Annotated in this window: 12 protein-coding genes; 7 read left to right on the top strand and 5 right to left on the bottom strand. The window is 38.6% G+C overall.

Annotation, left to right across the window (positions count from 1 at the left end; all coding sequences use genetic code 11):
- Window positions 1–5: 5 nt before the first annotated feature.
- From V4596_08820 to V4596_08810, 3 genes are all read right to left on the bottom strand, one after another.
- Window positions 6–383, bottom strand: a complete 378-nt coding sequence (locus tag V4596_08820) for a helix-turn-helix transcriptional regulator (protein ID MES2769235.1) — start codon at window positions 381–383, stop codon at window positions 6–8.
- Window positions 384–738: 355 nt separating this feature from the next.
- Complete coding sequence (gene mutS, locus V4596_08815; protein MES2769234.1) at window positions 739–3,267, bottom strand: DNA mismatch repair protein MutS; 2,529 nt, start codon at window positions 3,265–3,267, stop codon at window positions 739–741.
- A 118-nt stretch (window positions 3,268–3,385) separates the two neighbouring features.
- The gene (locus V4596_08810) at window positions 3,386–3,868 is read right to left on the bottom strand and encodes a GNAT family N-acetyltransferase (GenBank protein MES2769233.1); all 483 of its coding nucleotides are present in this window, start codon (window positions 3,866–3,868) and stop codon (window positions 3,386–3,388) included.
- A 287-nt stretch (window positions 3,869–4,155) separates the two neighbouring features.
- On the opposite strand from V4596_08810, the gene V4596_08805 reads away from it, so the two are divergent.
- Complete coding sequence (locus V4596_08805) at window positions 4,156–4,557, top strand: hypothetical protein (GenBank protein ID MES2769232.1); 402 nt, start codon at window positions 4,156–4,158, stop codon at window positions 4,555–4,557.
- A gap of 25 nt (window positions 4,558–4,582) precedes the next feature.
- Here V4596_08805 and V4596_08800 read toward each other — a convergent pair whose 3' ends face one another.
- Window positions 4,583–5,899, bottom strand: coding sequence for a deoxyribodipyrimidine photo-lyase (locus V4596_08800; protein MES2769231.1), 1,317 nt, complete (start codon window positions 5,897–5,899; stop codon window positions 4,583–4,585).
- Between the two features lie 489 nt (window positions 5,900–6,388).
- On the opposite strand from V4596_08800, the gene V4596_08795 reads away from it, so the two are divergent.
- Together V4596_08795 and V4596_08790 are read left to right on the top strand one after the other, a co-directional pair.
- Window positions 6,389–7,168 carry a hypothetical protein gene (locus V4596_08795; protein ID MES2769230.1) on the top strand — a complete coding sequence of 260 codons (780 nt, stop codon included), beginning with the start codon at window positions 6,389–6,391 and terminating at the stop codon, window positions 7,166–7,168.
- A 53-nt stretch (window positions 7,169–7,221) separates the two neighbouring features.
- The gene (locus V4596_08790; GenBank protein MES2769229.1) at window positions 7,222–8,310 is read left to right on the top strand and encodes a DUF3187 family protein; all 1,089 of its coding nucleotides are present in this window, start codon (window positions 7,222–7,224) and stop codon (window positions 8,308–8,310) included.
- On the opposite strand, the gene V4596_08785 is transcribed toward V4596_08790, so the two are convergent.
- Window positions 8,311–9,684, bottom strand: coding sequence for an aldehyde dehydrogenase (locus tag V4596_08785; protein ID MES2769228.1), 1,374 nt, complete (start codon window positions 9,682–9,684; stop codon window positions 8,311–8,313).
- 173 nt (window positions 9,685–9,857) lie between these two features.
- On the opposite strand from V4596_08785, the gene V4596_08780 reads away from it, so the two are divergent.
- The 4 genes from V4596_08780 (at window position 9,858) to V4596_08765 (ending at window position 15,306) form a co-directional block, all read left to right on the top strand.
- Window positions 9,858–12,323 carry a PAS domain S-box protein gene (locus tag V4596_08780; protein ID MES2769227.1) on the top strand — a complete coding sequence of 822 codons (2,466 nt, stop codon included), beginning with the start codon at window positions 9,858–9,860 and terminating at the stop codon, window positions 12,321–12,323.
- 26 nt (window positions 12,324–12,349) lie between these two features.
- Entirely contained in the window at window positions 12,350–13,321 is a 972-nt protein-coding gene (locus V4596_08775; GenBank protein MES2769226.1) for a tRNA-dihydrouridine synthase family protein, read from the top strand.
- A 78-nt stretch (window positions 13,322–13,399) separates the two neighbouring features.
- Window positions 13,400–14,728, top strand: a complete 1,329-nt coding sequence (locus tag V4596_08770) for a hypothetical protein (protein ID MES2769225.1) — start codon at window positions 13,400–13,402, stop codon at window positions 14,726–14,728.
- A gap of 14 nt (window positions 14,729–14,742) precedes the next feature.
- Window positions 14,743–15,306: a GNAT family N-acetyltransferase gene (locus V4596_08765; GenBank protein ID MES2769224.1), complete on the top strand. Its 564-nt coding sequence runs from the start codon at window positions 14,743–14,745 to the stop codon at window positions 15,304–15,306.
- Window positions 15,307–15,439: the final 133 nt, after the last annotated feature.

The raw sequence follows: 15,439 nt of genomic DNA, 5'->3' as shown, positions 1-15,439 counted from the left end.
GACGATTAGAATCCAAAGCCTGAACCAGTACCACCTTTTAAGCCACCCACAGTTGAGTTGCCAGATGGAATTGTGTTCTGGATAGATTGGCTTGAGATAGCACCATCGTTTGATGTATTTGTGTTTGCTGCTCCAGCATTCCCATTTGAAGAGCTCGGTGTCTCTGCGAATGAAAAGTGTGGCATACACCATACGATAAGTTGCGCTCTAGACTTTAAGCTCATCTTTTTGTAGATGTTCGTAAGATGGAACTTTACCGTCTTTTCTGTAACGAAAAGTTGATTTGCAACTTCCTTGTTGCTAAGACCTTTAGTTACTAATTCAGCAACTTCAGCTTCTCTATTTGATAACCCTTTTTGGTTTATAAGTACGTCTCTGAGCATCCTTGCTCCTCCCCTTTAAAGTTTCCGGGCTGATCCTTCATTGATCAACTTCCGTTTTATTTTTGTATTCTGTCTTTTAATTAGACTTTAATCGCCTCTATTAAAGTCTGAACTAAGTAAGTCCTCAAATCAATTTAAGAACTCTCATGTTCTACTAAAACTAGACTCAATGAAAGTCTGTCTCGGTTAAGTAAATTGTGAAGAAAAAAAAATATGTCCGCAAGCGTTTTTTTAAGATTTTTTAAGAAAACTGATGGTTTAACCAAAATCTGACATTTTTAGAAGTTCTACGATAAAAGTACTTTACAGACGAAGGTCTCTATCTCAGAATATTTAGGCTTAATGAATATCGGGTTTAATTCAGATTCTTTTTCCAAATTTCGATTTTGTTCAAGGCCTCCAAAGGGCTTGTTTGTGACGTGGGAAACTGGGTAATTTCCTCCAGCACCGTCCGGGCACTCTCTGACAAAAGATCAGTCCATTTTTCAGAAACATCGCTCACAAAACTATCATCTTCTCTCTCTGAAAGACTAGCATTTTGCATAGAGAAGAGAGGCAGACTTTCCTCTTGGGTATTCTCTTTTTGCTCGAGGATTTTCTTTGCCAAATTTGTTACTTGTACCGGCAATCCAGCGAGTTTTGCAACTTCAATACCGTATGATTTATTGGCTGGTCCACGAGTGAGCGTGTAAAGGAATGTGATATCTTTCTTTCTATCGCCTTTATCTTCCGCCACTTTCATATGCGCATTTTCAATCTGTGGATAACGTGCTTGAAGTGACGTGATTTCATGATAATGCGTAGCAAAGAGCGTTGTAGCCTTCACCGTCGTGACCAAGTACTCCAGGATGGATTGAGCTAAGCTCATCCCATCATAAGTGCTCGTACCTCTCCCAATTTCATCCAGCACAACTAGAGATTTTTCAGTTGAATTTTTAAGCAAGTACGCGGTCTCAGTCATTTCCACCATAAAGGTAGAAAGACCTTCCGAAAGATTATCGCTTGCACCTATACGAGTAAAAATACGATCAAATATTGGAAGCGTGGATTCCTTTGCTGGAATGAAAGATCCCATTTGCGCAAGAACTGCGGTCAGCGCCACTTGACGCATCAATGTCGACTTACCGGCCATGTTCGGTCCGGTGAGAAGCATACAGCCATTGGGAGCAATATCTATATCATTAGGAACAAAAGGTTTCAAAGTCAGTTGCTCGATCACCGGGTGTCTTGAGCTCTTCAGCTTTAGGTTTCTGCTTCCAGTAAAAGTAGGTTTTGTGTAGTTCATTTCGAGAGCTAGCCAAGAAAGCGAACTCACTACGTCCACCTCACTCCAATCATGGGCAAATTTAAGGAGTTCTTGAGCGTTTTTTAGAATTTCATTTTTTAGATTCTCAAAAATGGCAAACTCTAGTTCTTCGCGCTTTGTTTTTGCCGATAGAACTTGGCTTTCGAGTTTATAGAGTTCGTCGGTGATGTATCTTTCTGCATTTGTGAGGGTCTGTTTTCTAACGTAATGCTTAGGGACTTTATCAGTATGAGTTTTTGTGACCTCGATATAAAAACCAAATACCGAGTTGTATCTGATTTTAAGTGAGGGAATTTGGTATTTTTCTTTTTCAGCCAATTCCATTTCATTGAGAAGGCTTTGTGAATCTTCTGTGAGTTTCATTAAACGATCTAGATCTGCATCATAGCCCGCTCTAATCATGTGGCCGTTCTTTGTCGCTAACGGCGGTTCATCCACTATGGTGTTTTCGATGCTTTCTATGAGCTTAGAAATATTATGTAACGCGTCCTCTGAGTGCTTTTTAGACATCCTTGAGACAGCAATTCCTGCGAGTAATGAGTTTTTTAATGAAACAAAATCTCTTCCATTGCAAGTTGGGTTTGAAATTTTACCCAAACGTCTTTCGATATCGCCCATTTCGCCGAGGGTTTGTCTTAAACGCTTAAGGTCTGCGGAATTTGTAATCCAAAATTCTACCTCTGACTGTCTGGATAAAATTTCTTGAGGATTCTGAAGTGGAAAAAGAATCCAGTTTTTTAGTTTTCGACTTCCGCTTGAAGTTTTTGTTTTGTTGATGGCATAAAAGAAACTGCCCTTGCTCTCTCCGCGATATGTTTCAAAAATTTCAAGATGCTTGATTGTCTGAAAATTGAGCTCCATTCTCTGATGAAAATTTCTTTCCTCAAATTCTCCAAGAGTCAAAAGGACTTTCTGACCTTGCATGGTGATCGCATAACTGAGAAGTCGTGCTGAAGAGACATTAACGTTTTTTCCTGTAAGCTCGTTGTGTTCCGTAACACATGGTCCCTCTAAAGAAGTTTTATTTTCAAGATAAGCTTTATAGTTCTTAGTATCCAAAACCAATTCTACCGGCTGCAAGATATTGATCAGCTTTTGTCTTTCGATTTCATTTCCAAATTTATAATAAAAAGCTTCACCTGTTGTAGCTTCTAGAAAAGAAACCGTAGTTTCATCGTAGCTACAGATATAATTACTTGTGACTTGGTCCAAAGTATCTGGATCGTAGACCATCCCGGGAGATAGAATTCTGGTCACCGCTCTTTTTACAATGCCCTTAGCTGTTGCTGGGTCTTCAACTTGATCACAGATAGCGACTTTGAAATTTTGCGCTAGAAGTTTATTTATATAGTTGGCAACGCTATGGTGAGGCATTCCGCACATTGCGGTGGCTTCAGGATTATTTTTGTTTCTTGCAGTTAAAGCAATTCCCAAAAGAGGTGCGGCTGTAATCGCATCTTGATCAAAAAGCTCATAGAAATCACCCATACGGAAGAATAAAACCTTGTCCATATGAACAGATTTAACTTCCCAATATTGTTTCATAAGAGGCGTAAGCTTTTTGTCCAAATTTTCCATGAATTTCCCTCTGACTAGATATTTGCTATCCTTTGAGAGAGAAGAGATACTCTAAACTACCGATTGTTTCAAAAACAAACCCTAATGACTCGGCGCCGAACGTTACTGATAGATATAATTATCTTTCGAGCAATTTCATTTTTTTGTACAAATCATTATCTTTGATTTCCATCCAATTCTCAGGGGACTTTGTGACTTCAAAACCAAATTTTTTATAAAGTTCATGAGCATCTTTGGTAGCTAGACAAATTCGTCTTAAATTCTGCAAATCAGGATGGGACATTACACAGGTCATGAGCCATTTTGAAAGCCCTTTATTTCGGTGACTAGGCTCTACATAGACATCACACAACCAGGCAAATGAAGCATAGTCTGTTACAATTCTCGCATAACCAATCTGTTCTTTATCACCAGCAGAAATATCATAGAGCCCAAAACAAAATGAGTTTTCAATTGATTTTACTACAACAGCTTTTGGAATGCCTTGAGACCAATAAGCATCGTTTGCTAAAAATTTATGGATTCTATCAACTTGAAGAAATATTTTATCTGTACTGATAAGAAAATTTTCTTTTTCCCAAGACTTATTTTGAATTTGCATATTACACCCTCTAAAAAACCATTTCAGATCTTATTACTGTTACAGCTTCAACAACAACCTCTACTTTAATATCCGAAGAAGTTCCATTACAACCCCTTTTTGGTATGCCTCTGGTATCAAAAAAACACCAACCTCTCTGCAATTCTATCTTTGATCGTGACCGGTGGATTTTTAATATCCTACGTCATTCGAGATTAACTAAAAATATTAATTCTCTGTTAACAATTTAGGTGCATCGAGCTTATTTATGCCCTAGATTGCCAATCTATAACTAAGGGAGGATTTTTATGAATAAATTAATTTTGACTCTGGTCGCGGTACTTTTCTGTGCAACTTCGCATGCTAAACTCATTTGTATGAATGATGAAATTACTTATATCGAAGATATTAAAAGCTTTGGTATTCCAAATGTTCCAGTTGGAACTCCAATGGGATCAAAAATTCTCATCGTGAGAGGACAAACTGTAGCTCAAAAAGATTTCACCGTTGAAGATGGCAACGACTGGACAAACTACAAAGATTGGAATTACAAACTCCATCTGCAAGATGAAAAAACTGTATGGGTAAATCCAGACAATATCTACGACCAAGCTTTAACTGCAAAGTTGACTGTAATAGACGAAGGCGGCACGGAGATTGTTTCAGAAGCAGCGGTGAACTGCCTGGTTAACGAATTGGTAATGCCTTAAAGATATCGTTAAAGATTATTGTTTTTTATTTTATGACTTTATAGGCTTCTAGTACACGATTCCTGGCGAAAGAATGTTCGACGATGGGATCTGGATATGTACGGGAGCCTAATTCTGGAATCCATTTTTTTATATATTCTTCTTTTTTGTCGAACTTTTCCGTTTGGGTATATGGATTAAAAACGCGAAAGTAAGGTGCGGCGTCGCAACCACAGCCTGCCACCCATTGCCAGTTTCCATTGTTAGCAGAAAGATCGAAATCAAAAAGTTTTTGTGCAAAATATTTTTCGCCCCACTGCCAATTGATCAAGAGATGCTTCACTAAAAAGCTTCCCACGATCATACGCACTCGGTTATGCATATGTCCCGTGGCATTGATCTCTCTCATGCCGGCATCGACGATGGGATAACCGGTACGCCCTTCGCACCATGCCTTGAACTCTTCTTTGTTATTGCGCCATTGAATTTTAGAATACTTTTCTTTGAAAGGCCCATCCACTACATGAGGATTGTGCCAGAGAATTTGCATAAAAAATTCTCGCCAGATCAATTCACTCAACCAAACAGAAGCTTTGAGTTCGATGGCTTTCTTGACAAGATCTCGTACACTCACCGTTCCGAATCTTAAGTGAACGCCCAAGTGTGAGGTTGCGTCGAGTGCGGGAAAATCTCTTTGCTCACCGTACTTCGTAAGGATTTCTTTTTTTACGGTCTTTCCAGGAGCTGGAATATTAGAGAGTGTAAAACCAATGTCCCTGTGTGCAAGCAAGTGACCTTTAGATTTTATCAAACTATCAAGTTTTCGTTCTGAAACATACTGAATGAGCTTTTTCTCTTTCCCTAAAAGCTTTGCGTAAGTCTCTTTCCACTTTCTCATGTACGGAGTATAGACAGAATAGAACTCCCCATTGTCTTTTACGACCTCAGACTTTTCAAAAATCACTTGGTCCTTAAACGTTTGGAAGTCCACTTTCTGCTCTCGCAATAACCGCTGAACACCTTCATCTCTTTTGATCGCATAGGGTTCATAATCGTGATTCGTAAAGACCGTATGGACTTTGTATTCTTTGGTGAGCTTCTTATATATTTCTAATGGATCACCAAAATAGACATGAAGACCTGACCCATGACTTTTAAATTTTTCATGAAGCTCCTCAAGGTACTTTAAGATAAAGTCTACACGATGATCCTTGGGTGGGAGCTTTTCTAATATATTGGAGTCAAAAATAAAAACCGGAAGAACCGGGAGGTCATGCGAAAGAGCTTCAAAAAAACCACGGTTATCGTGTGTCCTTAAGTCTCTTCTAAACCAAAAGATGTTTACTTGTTTTGCCGTACTCACGTAGAAATCTTACTTTATCTTTAGATAATTACAACAAAATCCCATTATCACCAGTTTTGAAGAGAATACAAATCGAGGAACAAGGATTGTCTCTCGACTTTGGAATTTTCATTTCAAATTAAATATCTAAGATCTGAGACCTGGCACTACTCTTGCCTATAGGGAATGTACGAGCGATAGCTTGAGGGTTATTTTATTGGGAGAGGATGATTATGAAATACTTGGTTACGATAATTATAGTGTTCGCGGTTTTAAATTTTTTGGTACCACGAGCCCAACAAGATTTGAACAAAATGACGAGGAAACCTGCATTGACGATGCTGGCACCTCTCGATCATTAATCAGTAAATTAGTTAGTCACTTTTGTAAGGGCTTCAATATTTCTATGTTTTTATCTCCACAGATAAAGTTATATTCTATTTAAAAGTCAAAATAAGGGCATACTGTTTGCTATAGAGAAGGGTAACCTCAAGCAAATAAGGATGAAAGTTGAAAACCCCAACAACTCTTACTTTCCTAATAACTCTACTGATCCAAATCACATCGTATGCGGCCACTCAACCTGCTGTGGTTGAACAAAACCTCGCATCCGAACTCTCTGCACTGACAGAAGCTATCGATGGTTACTTTGAAAATATGATCGCTTTAAAGACTAAGACTAACCTACCAAAACTTAAAATAACAGATTCACATCTAAAGCTTGAACCTGAAGACGCTGAAAAGTTGAAAAAATTAGCGGAAATTCATTCAAACATCCAATCAGCACTAAGAGGTTATGAATCTGTAATTAGCTCATTAGAGAGTGATCCTGAATCGCTTGAAATCTTCGAAGAGGCAAAACTTCTATACAATATTGCTCTAGTAAAAGCTTTCTTACCTAGATATAAAGCAGTAGAGACTGGATTTTTAATAAGAATTATTTCAACTTTCCAACCTCAGTATGTAGAAGAAATCATTTCAAGAAGTGAAGCTGAAAACTTAATATTCACTAATTTTGACACTAACGAAAACTTAAAACACAGACTTGGTAAAATCATCGAAACTCACAACAAAATCTCTGACGAACTGAGAAGAGCACAAGATGCCAATATCTACCAAATTCATCCTAAAAACTTAAACATTAGAACCGCGGAGCAAGAAGCTGCTTTCTATAACGCTTTAGTGAGAAACGAAGAATACAGTACAGGTCCTGCGCTTTTAACTACAGTTAAAGTGGGCCTTGATCATTTTAGTATCATTGCAACTTGCGCAGGGCTCTTTGGCTTCTAGACCAACTCTTACTCGTTGACTCAAAATCAGCATCACATTTATCCTAATTCTCTATGTGGAATGGATTTATACTATTAACAAGCTGTTTACTTTCTTTTAATTTTGCACGCGCACAAACCCTCTCGGCAAGACCCACTCACCCCATCAGCTGGCAACATATGCTTCCCACCGGAGAGTCTCCGGGTTGGGCTTCGGACACTTGGGTAGAGTTTGAAGTGATCAACGCCAACTATTGGGCAGCTCCAACCACCTTCACCAATTTAAAAACAGGCAAACAACTCACTCTTACCGCCGACTATGAGCAAACCAGTTTATTTGTGGAGTTCGGAAAGGCCATTTCCAAAAAATGGGCGATAGCTATCGAAATTCCCTATGCCGCAAGACACGAAGGAAAAACCACAGATAGATTCATCGATGAATTCCATGATTTTTTCCACTTTGATAATTTTGGAAGACCGCTTTATCCCTTTGGACAAAGTATTTTCGAAACTTCCACAGACGGCGTGAGACGCGGACCCTACAATGCTCCCTCGGGCGCTGGAAATTTAAAGTTGAAATTAAAGTATTGGCCAGTTCAAGGCGAGAAAAATACCGGAGTTGGTTTTGGTCTTCATATTAAAGCTCCCATTGAGGACGAAGAAAAAGGTATGACCTCGGGTGAGGTCGATGTCACTGCAATGATGAACGCCGGAGTTCTCATAGGCCAGCAGAGCGCCTTTTACACAACAGCCGCTGTCACTTATGCCAAAAATAATTGGATGTTTAAGGACTGGCCAAGAAATGAAATTCTCTGGATGATTGATTTTATGTTTGATATTGGGCTTAACGACAAGTGGGGCGTGATCTTTGATTTCTCTTTCCACTCCCCTCTAATGAAAAAGAAGCAATTAGATATCGTTTACGCTGGTTCCACGACCAAAGAAAAAGTCTACGAAAAGATAGCATCTGGTTACAATTCTTTAGTCGAAGTCCGTGGTCAACAGATGATTGGTTTAAGAAGAAAGTTTGGCACCAATAACATGTGGATTTTCTATTTCCTAGAAGATTGGGGACCTGGCGACAAAGACCATAATAACGATATGGTCTACTCTACTGGACAACCTGATTTTGGTCTGGGAACAAAAATCATATTTAATTTCTAATTACTTTAAAAATTTCTTCATTAGATTAAATTTCTTTTCTGTGTATGGAGGATATCTCAAATCCAAATCAAAGAAATAACTCTTTGTTAATATAGCTTTTTGATGAGTGAAGGTATCAAAAGTATACTTTCCATGATAGCGACCCATTCCACTCGCCCCCACTCCTCCGACAGGGATCTCCGTTGACGAAAAGTGAATCAAACAATCATTGACAGATCCTCCTCCAAAACTCAGCTCATTTAAAACTTTATCAATCTGAAGGTTATTGGTAGAAAAAATATAGAGAGCTAAAGGACGATCTTTGGACTTCACTACGGAAATCACTTCGTCGATATCGGTGTATGACAATATAGGAAGAGCCGGCCCAAAAATTTCTTCCTGCATGATCTTTTCGTCCCAACTGCTCACTTCCAGTAATGTCGGAGAAATAAATTGCGCTTCTTTATTTTGATCACCTCCATATAGAATTTTTGATCCTTCAATCAATTTATAAATTCTATCAAAATGGTCTTTAGAAATAATTTTTCCGTAATCATTACTCTTAAATTCATTTTCACCGTAAAACTTTCTGATGTTTTTCTTTAGCAGCGATAAGAATGTAGTTTTGATTGATTCATGCACATAAAGATAATCTGGAGCTATACAAGTTTGCCCAGCATTAAAGAATTTCCCCCAGATTACTCTTCTGGCCGCAACCTCAAGATTTGCAGATTCATCAATGATGCAAGGACTTTTACCTCCCAACTCTAGACAGACAGGTGTTAAATTTTCAGCAGCCGCGCTCATGACTATTTTTCCAACAGCTGTACTACCAGTGAAAAATATAAAATCAAATTTTTGTTTTAAAAGTTCCTGCCCAACGTCTTTTCCCCCTGTGATCACACAAAAATACTGAGAATCAAAATTTGAGTTAATCATTTCAGCTAAAAGTTTTTCTGTTTGAGTGGCAAGCTCAGAAGGTTTTAGAACAATAGTATTTCCCGCTGCCATGGCTCCTATTGCTGGTGCAATCGCCAGCTGAAAGGGATAGTTCCATGGTGATATGATCAAGGTTACTCCATAGGGTTCGGAAATAATTTTTGCGCTCCCAGGCTTAAGACTCCAGGGTGTTGGCATTCTTTTTGGTTTTTGCCATTTTTTTAGATGTTTCAGCGTATAATTTATTTCTTTCAAAACCAGACCAATCTCAGAAATATAAGCCTCTACCTCTGACTTTTTGAGATCTGCTTTTAAAGCATCGATAATTTTTTGCTGATTTGAGATCACAAGTTCTTTTAATTTCTTAAGCTGCTCCATACGAAACTCTAAAGGCTTCGTAACGTTAGAATTAAAATACTTTCGTTGATTTTCAACATTAAGCCGTACTGAAGACATTTTCTCTCCTAAGACATTGCCTTATTCTAGTCATCTCACTAAGAAACGGTCAATCACCCTAGACCAATGAAAGGTTTGAAGAAAACTACATAAAAGAAATCTATCCGAAAAGCCGAAAAACACTTATCCTTCTAGTCACTTGCTCATTAAAAATATTAAAGAGGTCGAATCAATTGCCGTTTTCGTCTAAAGAAATCAATGACAGTTTGTTTCGACAAATATTTGAATCCGGTATGATCGGACTACTTTTTACTACTTTTGAAGGCAAAATCATCGAAGCCAACGACGCCTTTCTGGGATTCATTGGCTACTCTAGAAAAGATTTAGAAAAAGGTTTGATCGATTGGATCAAAATTACACCTCCTGAATTTATGCCTATTACAGATCAAGCTATTCACAATTTGAAAACCAAAGGTATTAGCCCTCCTTACGAAAAAGAATATTTCAGAAAAGATGGCTCACGCGTTCAACTCCTTATGGGATCAGTTCGCGTAAAAAACACTACACATTATGACAATATGACTTATGCCATAAACATCTCCACTCGAAAAAAATTCGAGCAAGAGTTGGCTATGTCTCGAGAGCAACTGGAGGAAAGGGTACGCACTAGAACAAAAGATCTCTCTGAAACAAATTCTTTCTTACAATCTCTTATCGAAAATATTCCCAATATGATTTTTGTAAAAGATGCTAACGATTTAAAGTTTGTAAGGTTCAACAAGGCTGGTGAAGAACTCTTGGGTATCAATAGAGCAGATATGATTGGGAAGAGTGATTATGATTTCTTCCCTAAGGAAGAAGCCGAATTCTTTATCCAAAAAGATCGAAATGTTTTGGAAAAGAAGATGATCTTAGATATTCCTGAGGAACCTATCACTACAAAAAAAGGGACGCGAATTCTTCACACTAAGAAAATTCCCCTTGTTGATGCCAATAACCAAGCCAAATATTTGCTAGGAATATCAGAAGATATCACAGACATTAAAAGAGCTGAAGCAGAACGTCTGAAATTTGTCCGGGAGCAGGCCGCAAGAGAAGAAGCCGAAATCAATGTTGCTAGACTTGAAATCCTCGGGGATGCCAGCACAATCCTCACATCCTCTCTCGAATACGAATCTACACTTAAAAATTTCTATGACTTTATGATTTCAAGAATGGCAGATTGGGTACATATCACTATTTACAAAAACGATGAGGATGACAATCCTGAGTTTGTATTTGAAACGTCTGCCATTGATCCTGAAATTTCACTAGCCACTAAAGAAAACCGATGGAAACTCATACGCGATATCGATGAAGCCATAAATTCAAATTCTGACCAAAAAAATATTTTTCTAAAATTAAAAAAATCAGGATTTAAATCTATTATTAATGTTCCACTTAAAGTACGCGGAAACAACCTTGGCCGCATACTTTTAGCCCGGTACACAAACTCTACCACTCTTTTTAGTATTACCGATATGCAACTCGCAGAAGAGCTTGCAGAGAGAGCCAGTCTTGCTATAGATAATGCAAGGCTTTTTAGTGAAGCTAGAAAAGCAAATCAATTGAAAGACGAATTCCTCGCCACTCTCTCTCATGAACTTAGAACTCCACTCAATATTATTCATGGTTATTCGGAGCTACTTAAAAAATTCTCAGATAAAATGACCGACAGAGAAAAATTTGATAGCATAGATGCGATTCATAGAAATGCCGTTGAGCAAAGCAATATTGTTAATGATATCTTGGATGTTTCGAGAATTATAACCGGAAAAATGAGTGTGAATTTAACCTTACAGACTCCTACGGAAATCATTTTATCCGTAGCTAAAAACTCTGTAAAAATGGCTGAGTTTAAAAATATCAAACTCATATCAGAAACTCCAAAAACACCGATTTATATCATGATGGATTCTACGCGCATTCAGCAAATCATTTGGAACTTGGTCTCTAATGCCATAAAATTTACTATCCCAGGTGGTGAAATAAAAATTAAAAATTATCTTGAAAATAAAACTTGTGTAATCGAAGTTCAAGATACCGGAATTGGAATCGCTTCGTCCTTCTTGCCTCATATTTTTGAACGTTTTAGACAAGAAGACGGAAGTATGACTAGGAAATATGGTGGACTTGGGCTTGGACTTGCGATCGTAAGACATTTGGTAGAAATGCATGGTGGTACCGTAGAAGCTCAGAGTGACGGCAAAGACAAGGGTAGCAAATTTTTAGTAAAAATTCCTATTGTTCCTACTCCTCAAAAGCCAACCGTCATATCTCCTCCTACTATACCTGAAAATGCTTTAGAAAATGTCAGAATTTTATTGGTTGAAGATTCAAGAGACAATCGACTGCTGATCACAAGACTTCTTTCCAATTATGGCGCTGAAGTTCAAGAAGCTGAATCTGCGATTGATGCTAGAAAATGTCTTAAAAATTTTAAACCTGACGTTATTCTTTGCGATATAGGCATGCCTGATGAGGATGGTTTAGAGTTTATTAAAAGGCTCAGAAAGACCGATGCTACTCCTTCTATCGCTTTAACAGCATATGCTCGAGATGAAGAGCGAGCCCAATTCTTGGGAGCTGGGTTTCAAGCTCACGTAACAAAACCTGTCTCTATCCAAACATTACTTAGAGAAATTAAAAAGTTGATTTAGCTTCGCCCACGTCATAAATTTCACCAATGAAATTTCTCTTGGCAGAATCACGCAGCACAACTCTCCACCTAGCTCCAATGGAGGGTGTTGTGGATTGGGTAATGAGGGATTTCCTTACGCAGATCGGTGGCGTGGATCACTGTGTAACGGAGTTCATTAGAGTTGTCGACAAAGTCTATCCTGATTACGTTTACCATCGATACTGTCCAGAGTTAAAAACCAATTCTCAAACCAGATCTGGAGTCCCCGTCTTTGTTCAACTGTTGGGCGGCCAAGCAGAACCTATGGCTCTCAATGCGCAAAAAGCTGTAAGCCTTGGTGCTCGCGGTATTGATTTGAATTTCGGATGTCCTGCTAAAACTGTAAATAAAAATGATGGCGGTGCCGCACTCTTAAAATCTTGCGATAGAGTTTATGATATAGTTTCTGCCGTGAGAACAGCTTTGCCCAAAGAAATTCCCGTGACCGCAAAAATTCGATTGGGTTTTGATCATCCTACAAGTTGTATTGATATCGCTCAAGCCGTAGAGGCCGCAGGTGCTGAGTGGATTACAATTCACTGTCGTACAAAAACAGACGGATACAAACCTCCTGCCTATTGGGATTGGATTCCAAAAATTAAAGAAAAAACAAAAATAAAAATCGTAGCCAACGGAGAAATTTGGACCGTAGCGGATTTTAATCGCTGCAAAGAAGTGACTGACTGTGATGATTTTATGATCGGCCGTGGAGTTTTGAGTGATCCATTTCTCTTTAGAAAAATTTCGGATAAAACTTCCAGCGCAACTTTGGATTCAGATTGGTCCAAGATCAAACTTCTTCTTCCACAGTTTTTTGAAGCGAGCCAAATTTACCGACATGAAGAATTCGCAATTTCTCGTACCAAACAGTGGTTAAGAGCCCTGTCTCTGAAAAACCCTCAAGCAAAAGACTTCTTTGACGAGGTCAAAATCATACTAAAGCCCAAGGAATTCCAACAAAGACTAGACCGTCTTTGATTTGGCCATATTCCCATTGTCAAGAAACACCCTTTTCCTCTAAAATTAAGAGTACAGGGAATATGATAAAGGAAATTTATGTTTTCAAATTTTTTATATAAAACTGCTCTACTTTTATTGATCGCAACATTTGCCATCTCATCTATAGCAAAAGCGGAAACGTTGAGTATTTCAATGTTGAATTTTAGCACCTATGAACAAATGCCCAAAGATTTACAAAAAGAATATATCAATAACATCAGAAAAGCCTGGATGGAATTTGAAAGTAAATATCCAATCAGCACAGCAAAAAACACTCAACTCTGGCAAAGACTTTTTATGGAAACCGCCGAAGCCAATGATCAAACTTGCATCATTTGCGGAAGTATTTTGAATACAGTTAATGTCAACGGAAAGAACGTTTGTCCGACAAAGGGAAAACCTTGTAATGACAGTGGCGACCCCAAATTTGATGGATTCCGTTGCGGACCAATCTTTGGTGAAGTCTGCATCAGCAGGATTCCCATTTCGAATATTTCTGAACGAGGTTTTAAAAGCGCATCCCAAAAAATCACCAATAAAAATGAATATGAAAAAATGGTCAAGACCATTGCATTGGATTTTGCACAACTTTGTAAATCAACCTCTGCATCGAATACCAAAGATGGTTGTAAGTTCCTCGCAAAGAGAATGACGAGCGTAACTGAAGAGTTGCATATCAAAATTGCCGCCCTAGATACTTACAATAAAAACCTCGTTGCCGAAACTGCCGATTCAGAACTTGCGACAGCTCCTACTTCCAATGCTACCGCCGCTCGTGAAAGAAGAACCGCAGCAAGCGCGCAAATGAATGGCTGTACTCAAAGTAGAAAAAACAAAGCCCTCGTACCAGCCTTTGATTTACTCGCAGGAGAAACTTGCGGATTTGACAACAATCAACGTCTTATCGAAAACCTTGTAGCAAATGGTTGCGGCCAAAGGCTCAAGAGTCTTTTCAGTACAGAAATTAGAAGTGCTCAAGGCCGCGTGGATGGCCAAACAAATCTCGTCAAAGCAATTGTCACCAATGTAAAACTTATTGAAAGAACATCTGCCACAGAAGCTATTTTTTCAATGAGAATGCTAAAGTATGATCTCAGCAAAGATCCCGTAGCTCTCCGCCAAGTCACACAAAAAGTGAAACAAATCGGAGACAAGTTTATCCTTTTCAAGTCTTTCGGAGTACAAACGCCCGTGACAATAACAAATTCCAATCGTGAACTTATTAAGTTTACGAATATGGAAGGCTTAGAAAGCATGATCGATGCCGGGGCAAGACTAGCAATGGACTGTTCACTTTTGGAGGATATCAACACTATGCAGGCGAGCGGCACTTCTATTACGCCAAAAATAAACTCCGCTGGTGGATCAACAACTGGCGCAAAATAAAAAATGAGAATTCAATGGATATTACCATCCGACAACTCACAACCAAAGATTCTAATCATTTCCCTGAGGGCATTGAACTCTTAAATCGCACTCAAGGAAGAGATTTATTTCCTCCAGATTATCTCACTGTTAGAACTGAAGATCCCGACAGCTACGTGATAGCTGCCTTTGATAAATCCCAACTCATTGGCATTTCCATTGCTCAGTTGATCACAAATTACGATTACTATCTCCCTTTCGCGCCAAACATCAATGAGCTTTTCAAAAATAAAAAAGTAGGATCCTTTTCTACGATGTGCACTCATGAATCCTATCAAGGAAAAGGCATTGGAAAACTCATGAGCCAAAAAAGATTAGAGTGGGTCAAAAACCAAAAATGCGATGTTGTCGTAGGAGTTTCTTGGGTCAGTGGCCTCAAACACACTTCGAATAGAGTTTTCGAAAAAATCGGATTTTCCCCCGTAAAGCAAGTCGATAAATTCTACATTCAACAGAGCATAGATCATCCCTTCGAGTGTCCAGGTTGCAATGTGCAGCCTTGCATCTGCTCTGCTATTCTCTACAAAATGGATTTGTAGTATTGATTTAGAATCGTTTTCCTTGGTAGGGATTTCTTTTAAGTCTGAAGTTTTAGGGTTTTAAGATAGCTGTTGAAAGCATCTAGATATTTTGTTCGAGCCTCGTATCCTTTCTTGGATTGAATTCTGTTTG

This window comes from Bdellovibrionota bacterium, from assembly GCA_040386775.1.
In the GTDB taxonomy this organism is placed as follows: domain Bacteria; phylum Bdellovibrionota; class Bdellovibrionia; order Bdellovibrionales; family JAEYZS01; genus JAEYZS01.
The sequence above is the reverse complement of the archived record's forward strand: the minus strand, read 5'-3'. Positions and strand labels throughout refer to the sequence as shown.

Bases quoted from the DNA above. Each gene is read 5' to 3' on its own strand.
- V4596_08775 (MES2769226.1), top strand. From the start codon at position 12,350: ATGAAATTTCTCTTGGCAGAATCACGCAGCACAACTCTCCACCTAGCT.
- V4596_08785 (MES2769228.1), bottom strand. From the start codon at position 9,684: ATGTCTTCAGTACGGCTTAATGTTGAAAATCAACGAAAGTATTTTAAT.
- V4596_08810 (MES2769233.1), bottom strand. From the start codon at position 3,868: ATGCAAATTCAAAATAAGTCTTGGGAAAAAGAAAATTTTCTTATCAGT.
- V4596_08770 (MES2769225.1), top strand. From the start codon at position 13,400: ATGTTTTCAAATTTTTTATATAAAACTGCTCTACTTTTATTGATCGCA.
- mutS (MES2769234.1), bottom strand. From the start codon at position 3,267: ATGGAAAATTTGGACAAAAAGCTTACGCCTCTTATGAAACAATATTGG.
- V4596_08820 (MES2769235.1), bottom strand. From the start codon at position 383: ATGCTCAGAGACGTACTTATAAACCAAAAAGGGTTATCAAATAGAGAA.
- V4596_08790 (MES2769229.1), top strand. From the start codon at position 7,222: ATGTGGAATGGATTTATACTATTAACAAGCTGTTTACTTTCTTTTAAT.
- V4596_08805 (MES2769232.1), top strand. From the start codon at position 4,156: ATGAATAAATTAATTTTGACTCTGGTCGCGGTACTTTTCTGTGCAACT.
- V4596_08765 (MES2769224.1), top strand. From the start codon at position 14,743: ATGGATATTACCATCCGACAACTCACAACCAAAGATTCTAATCATTTC.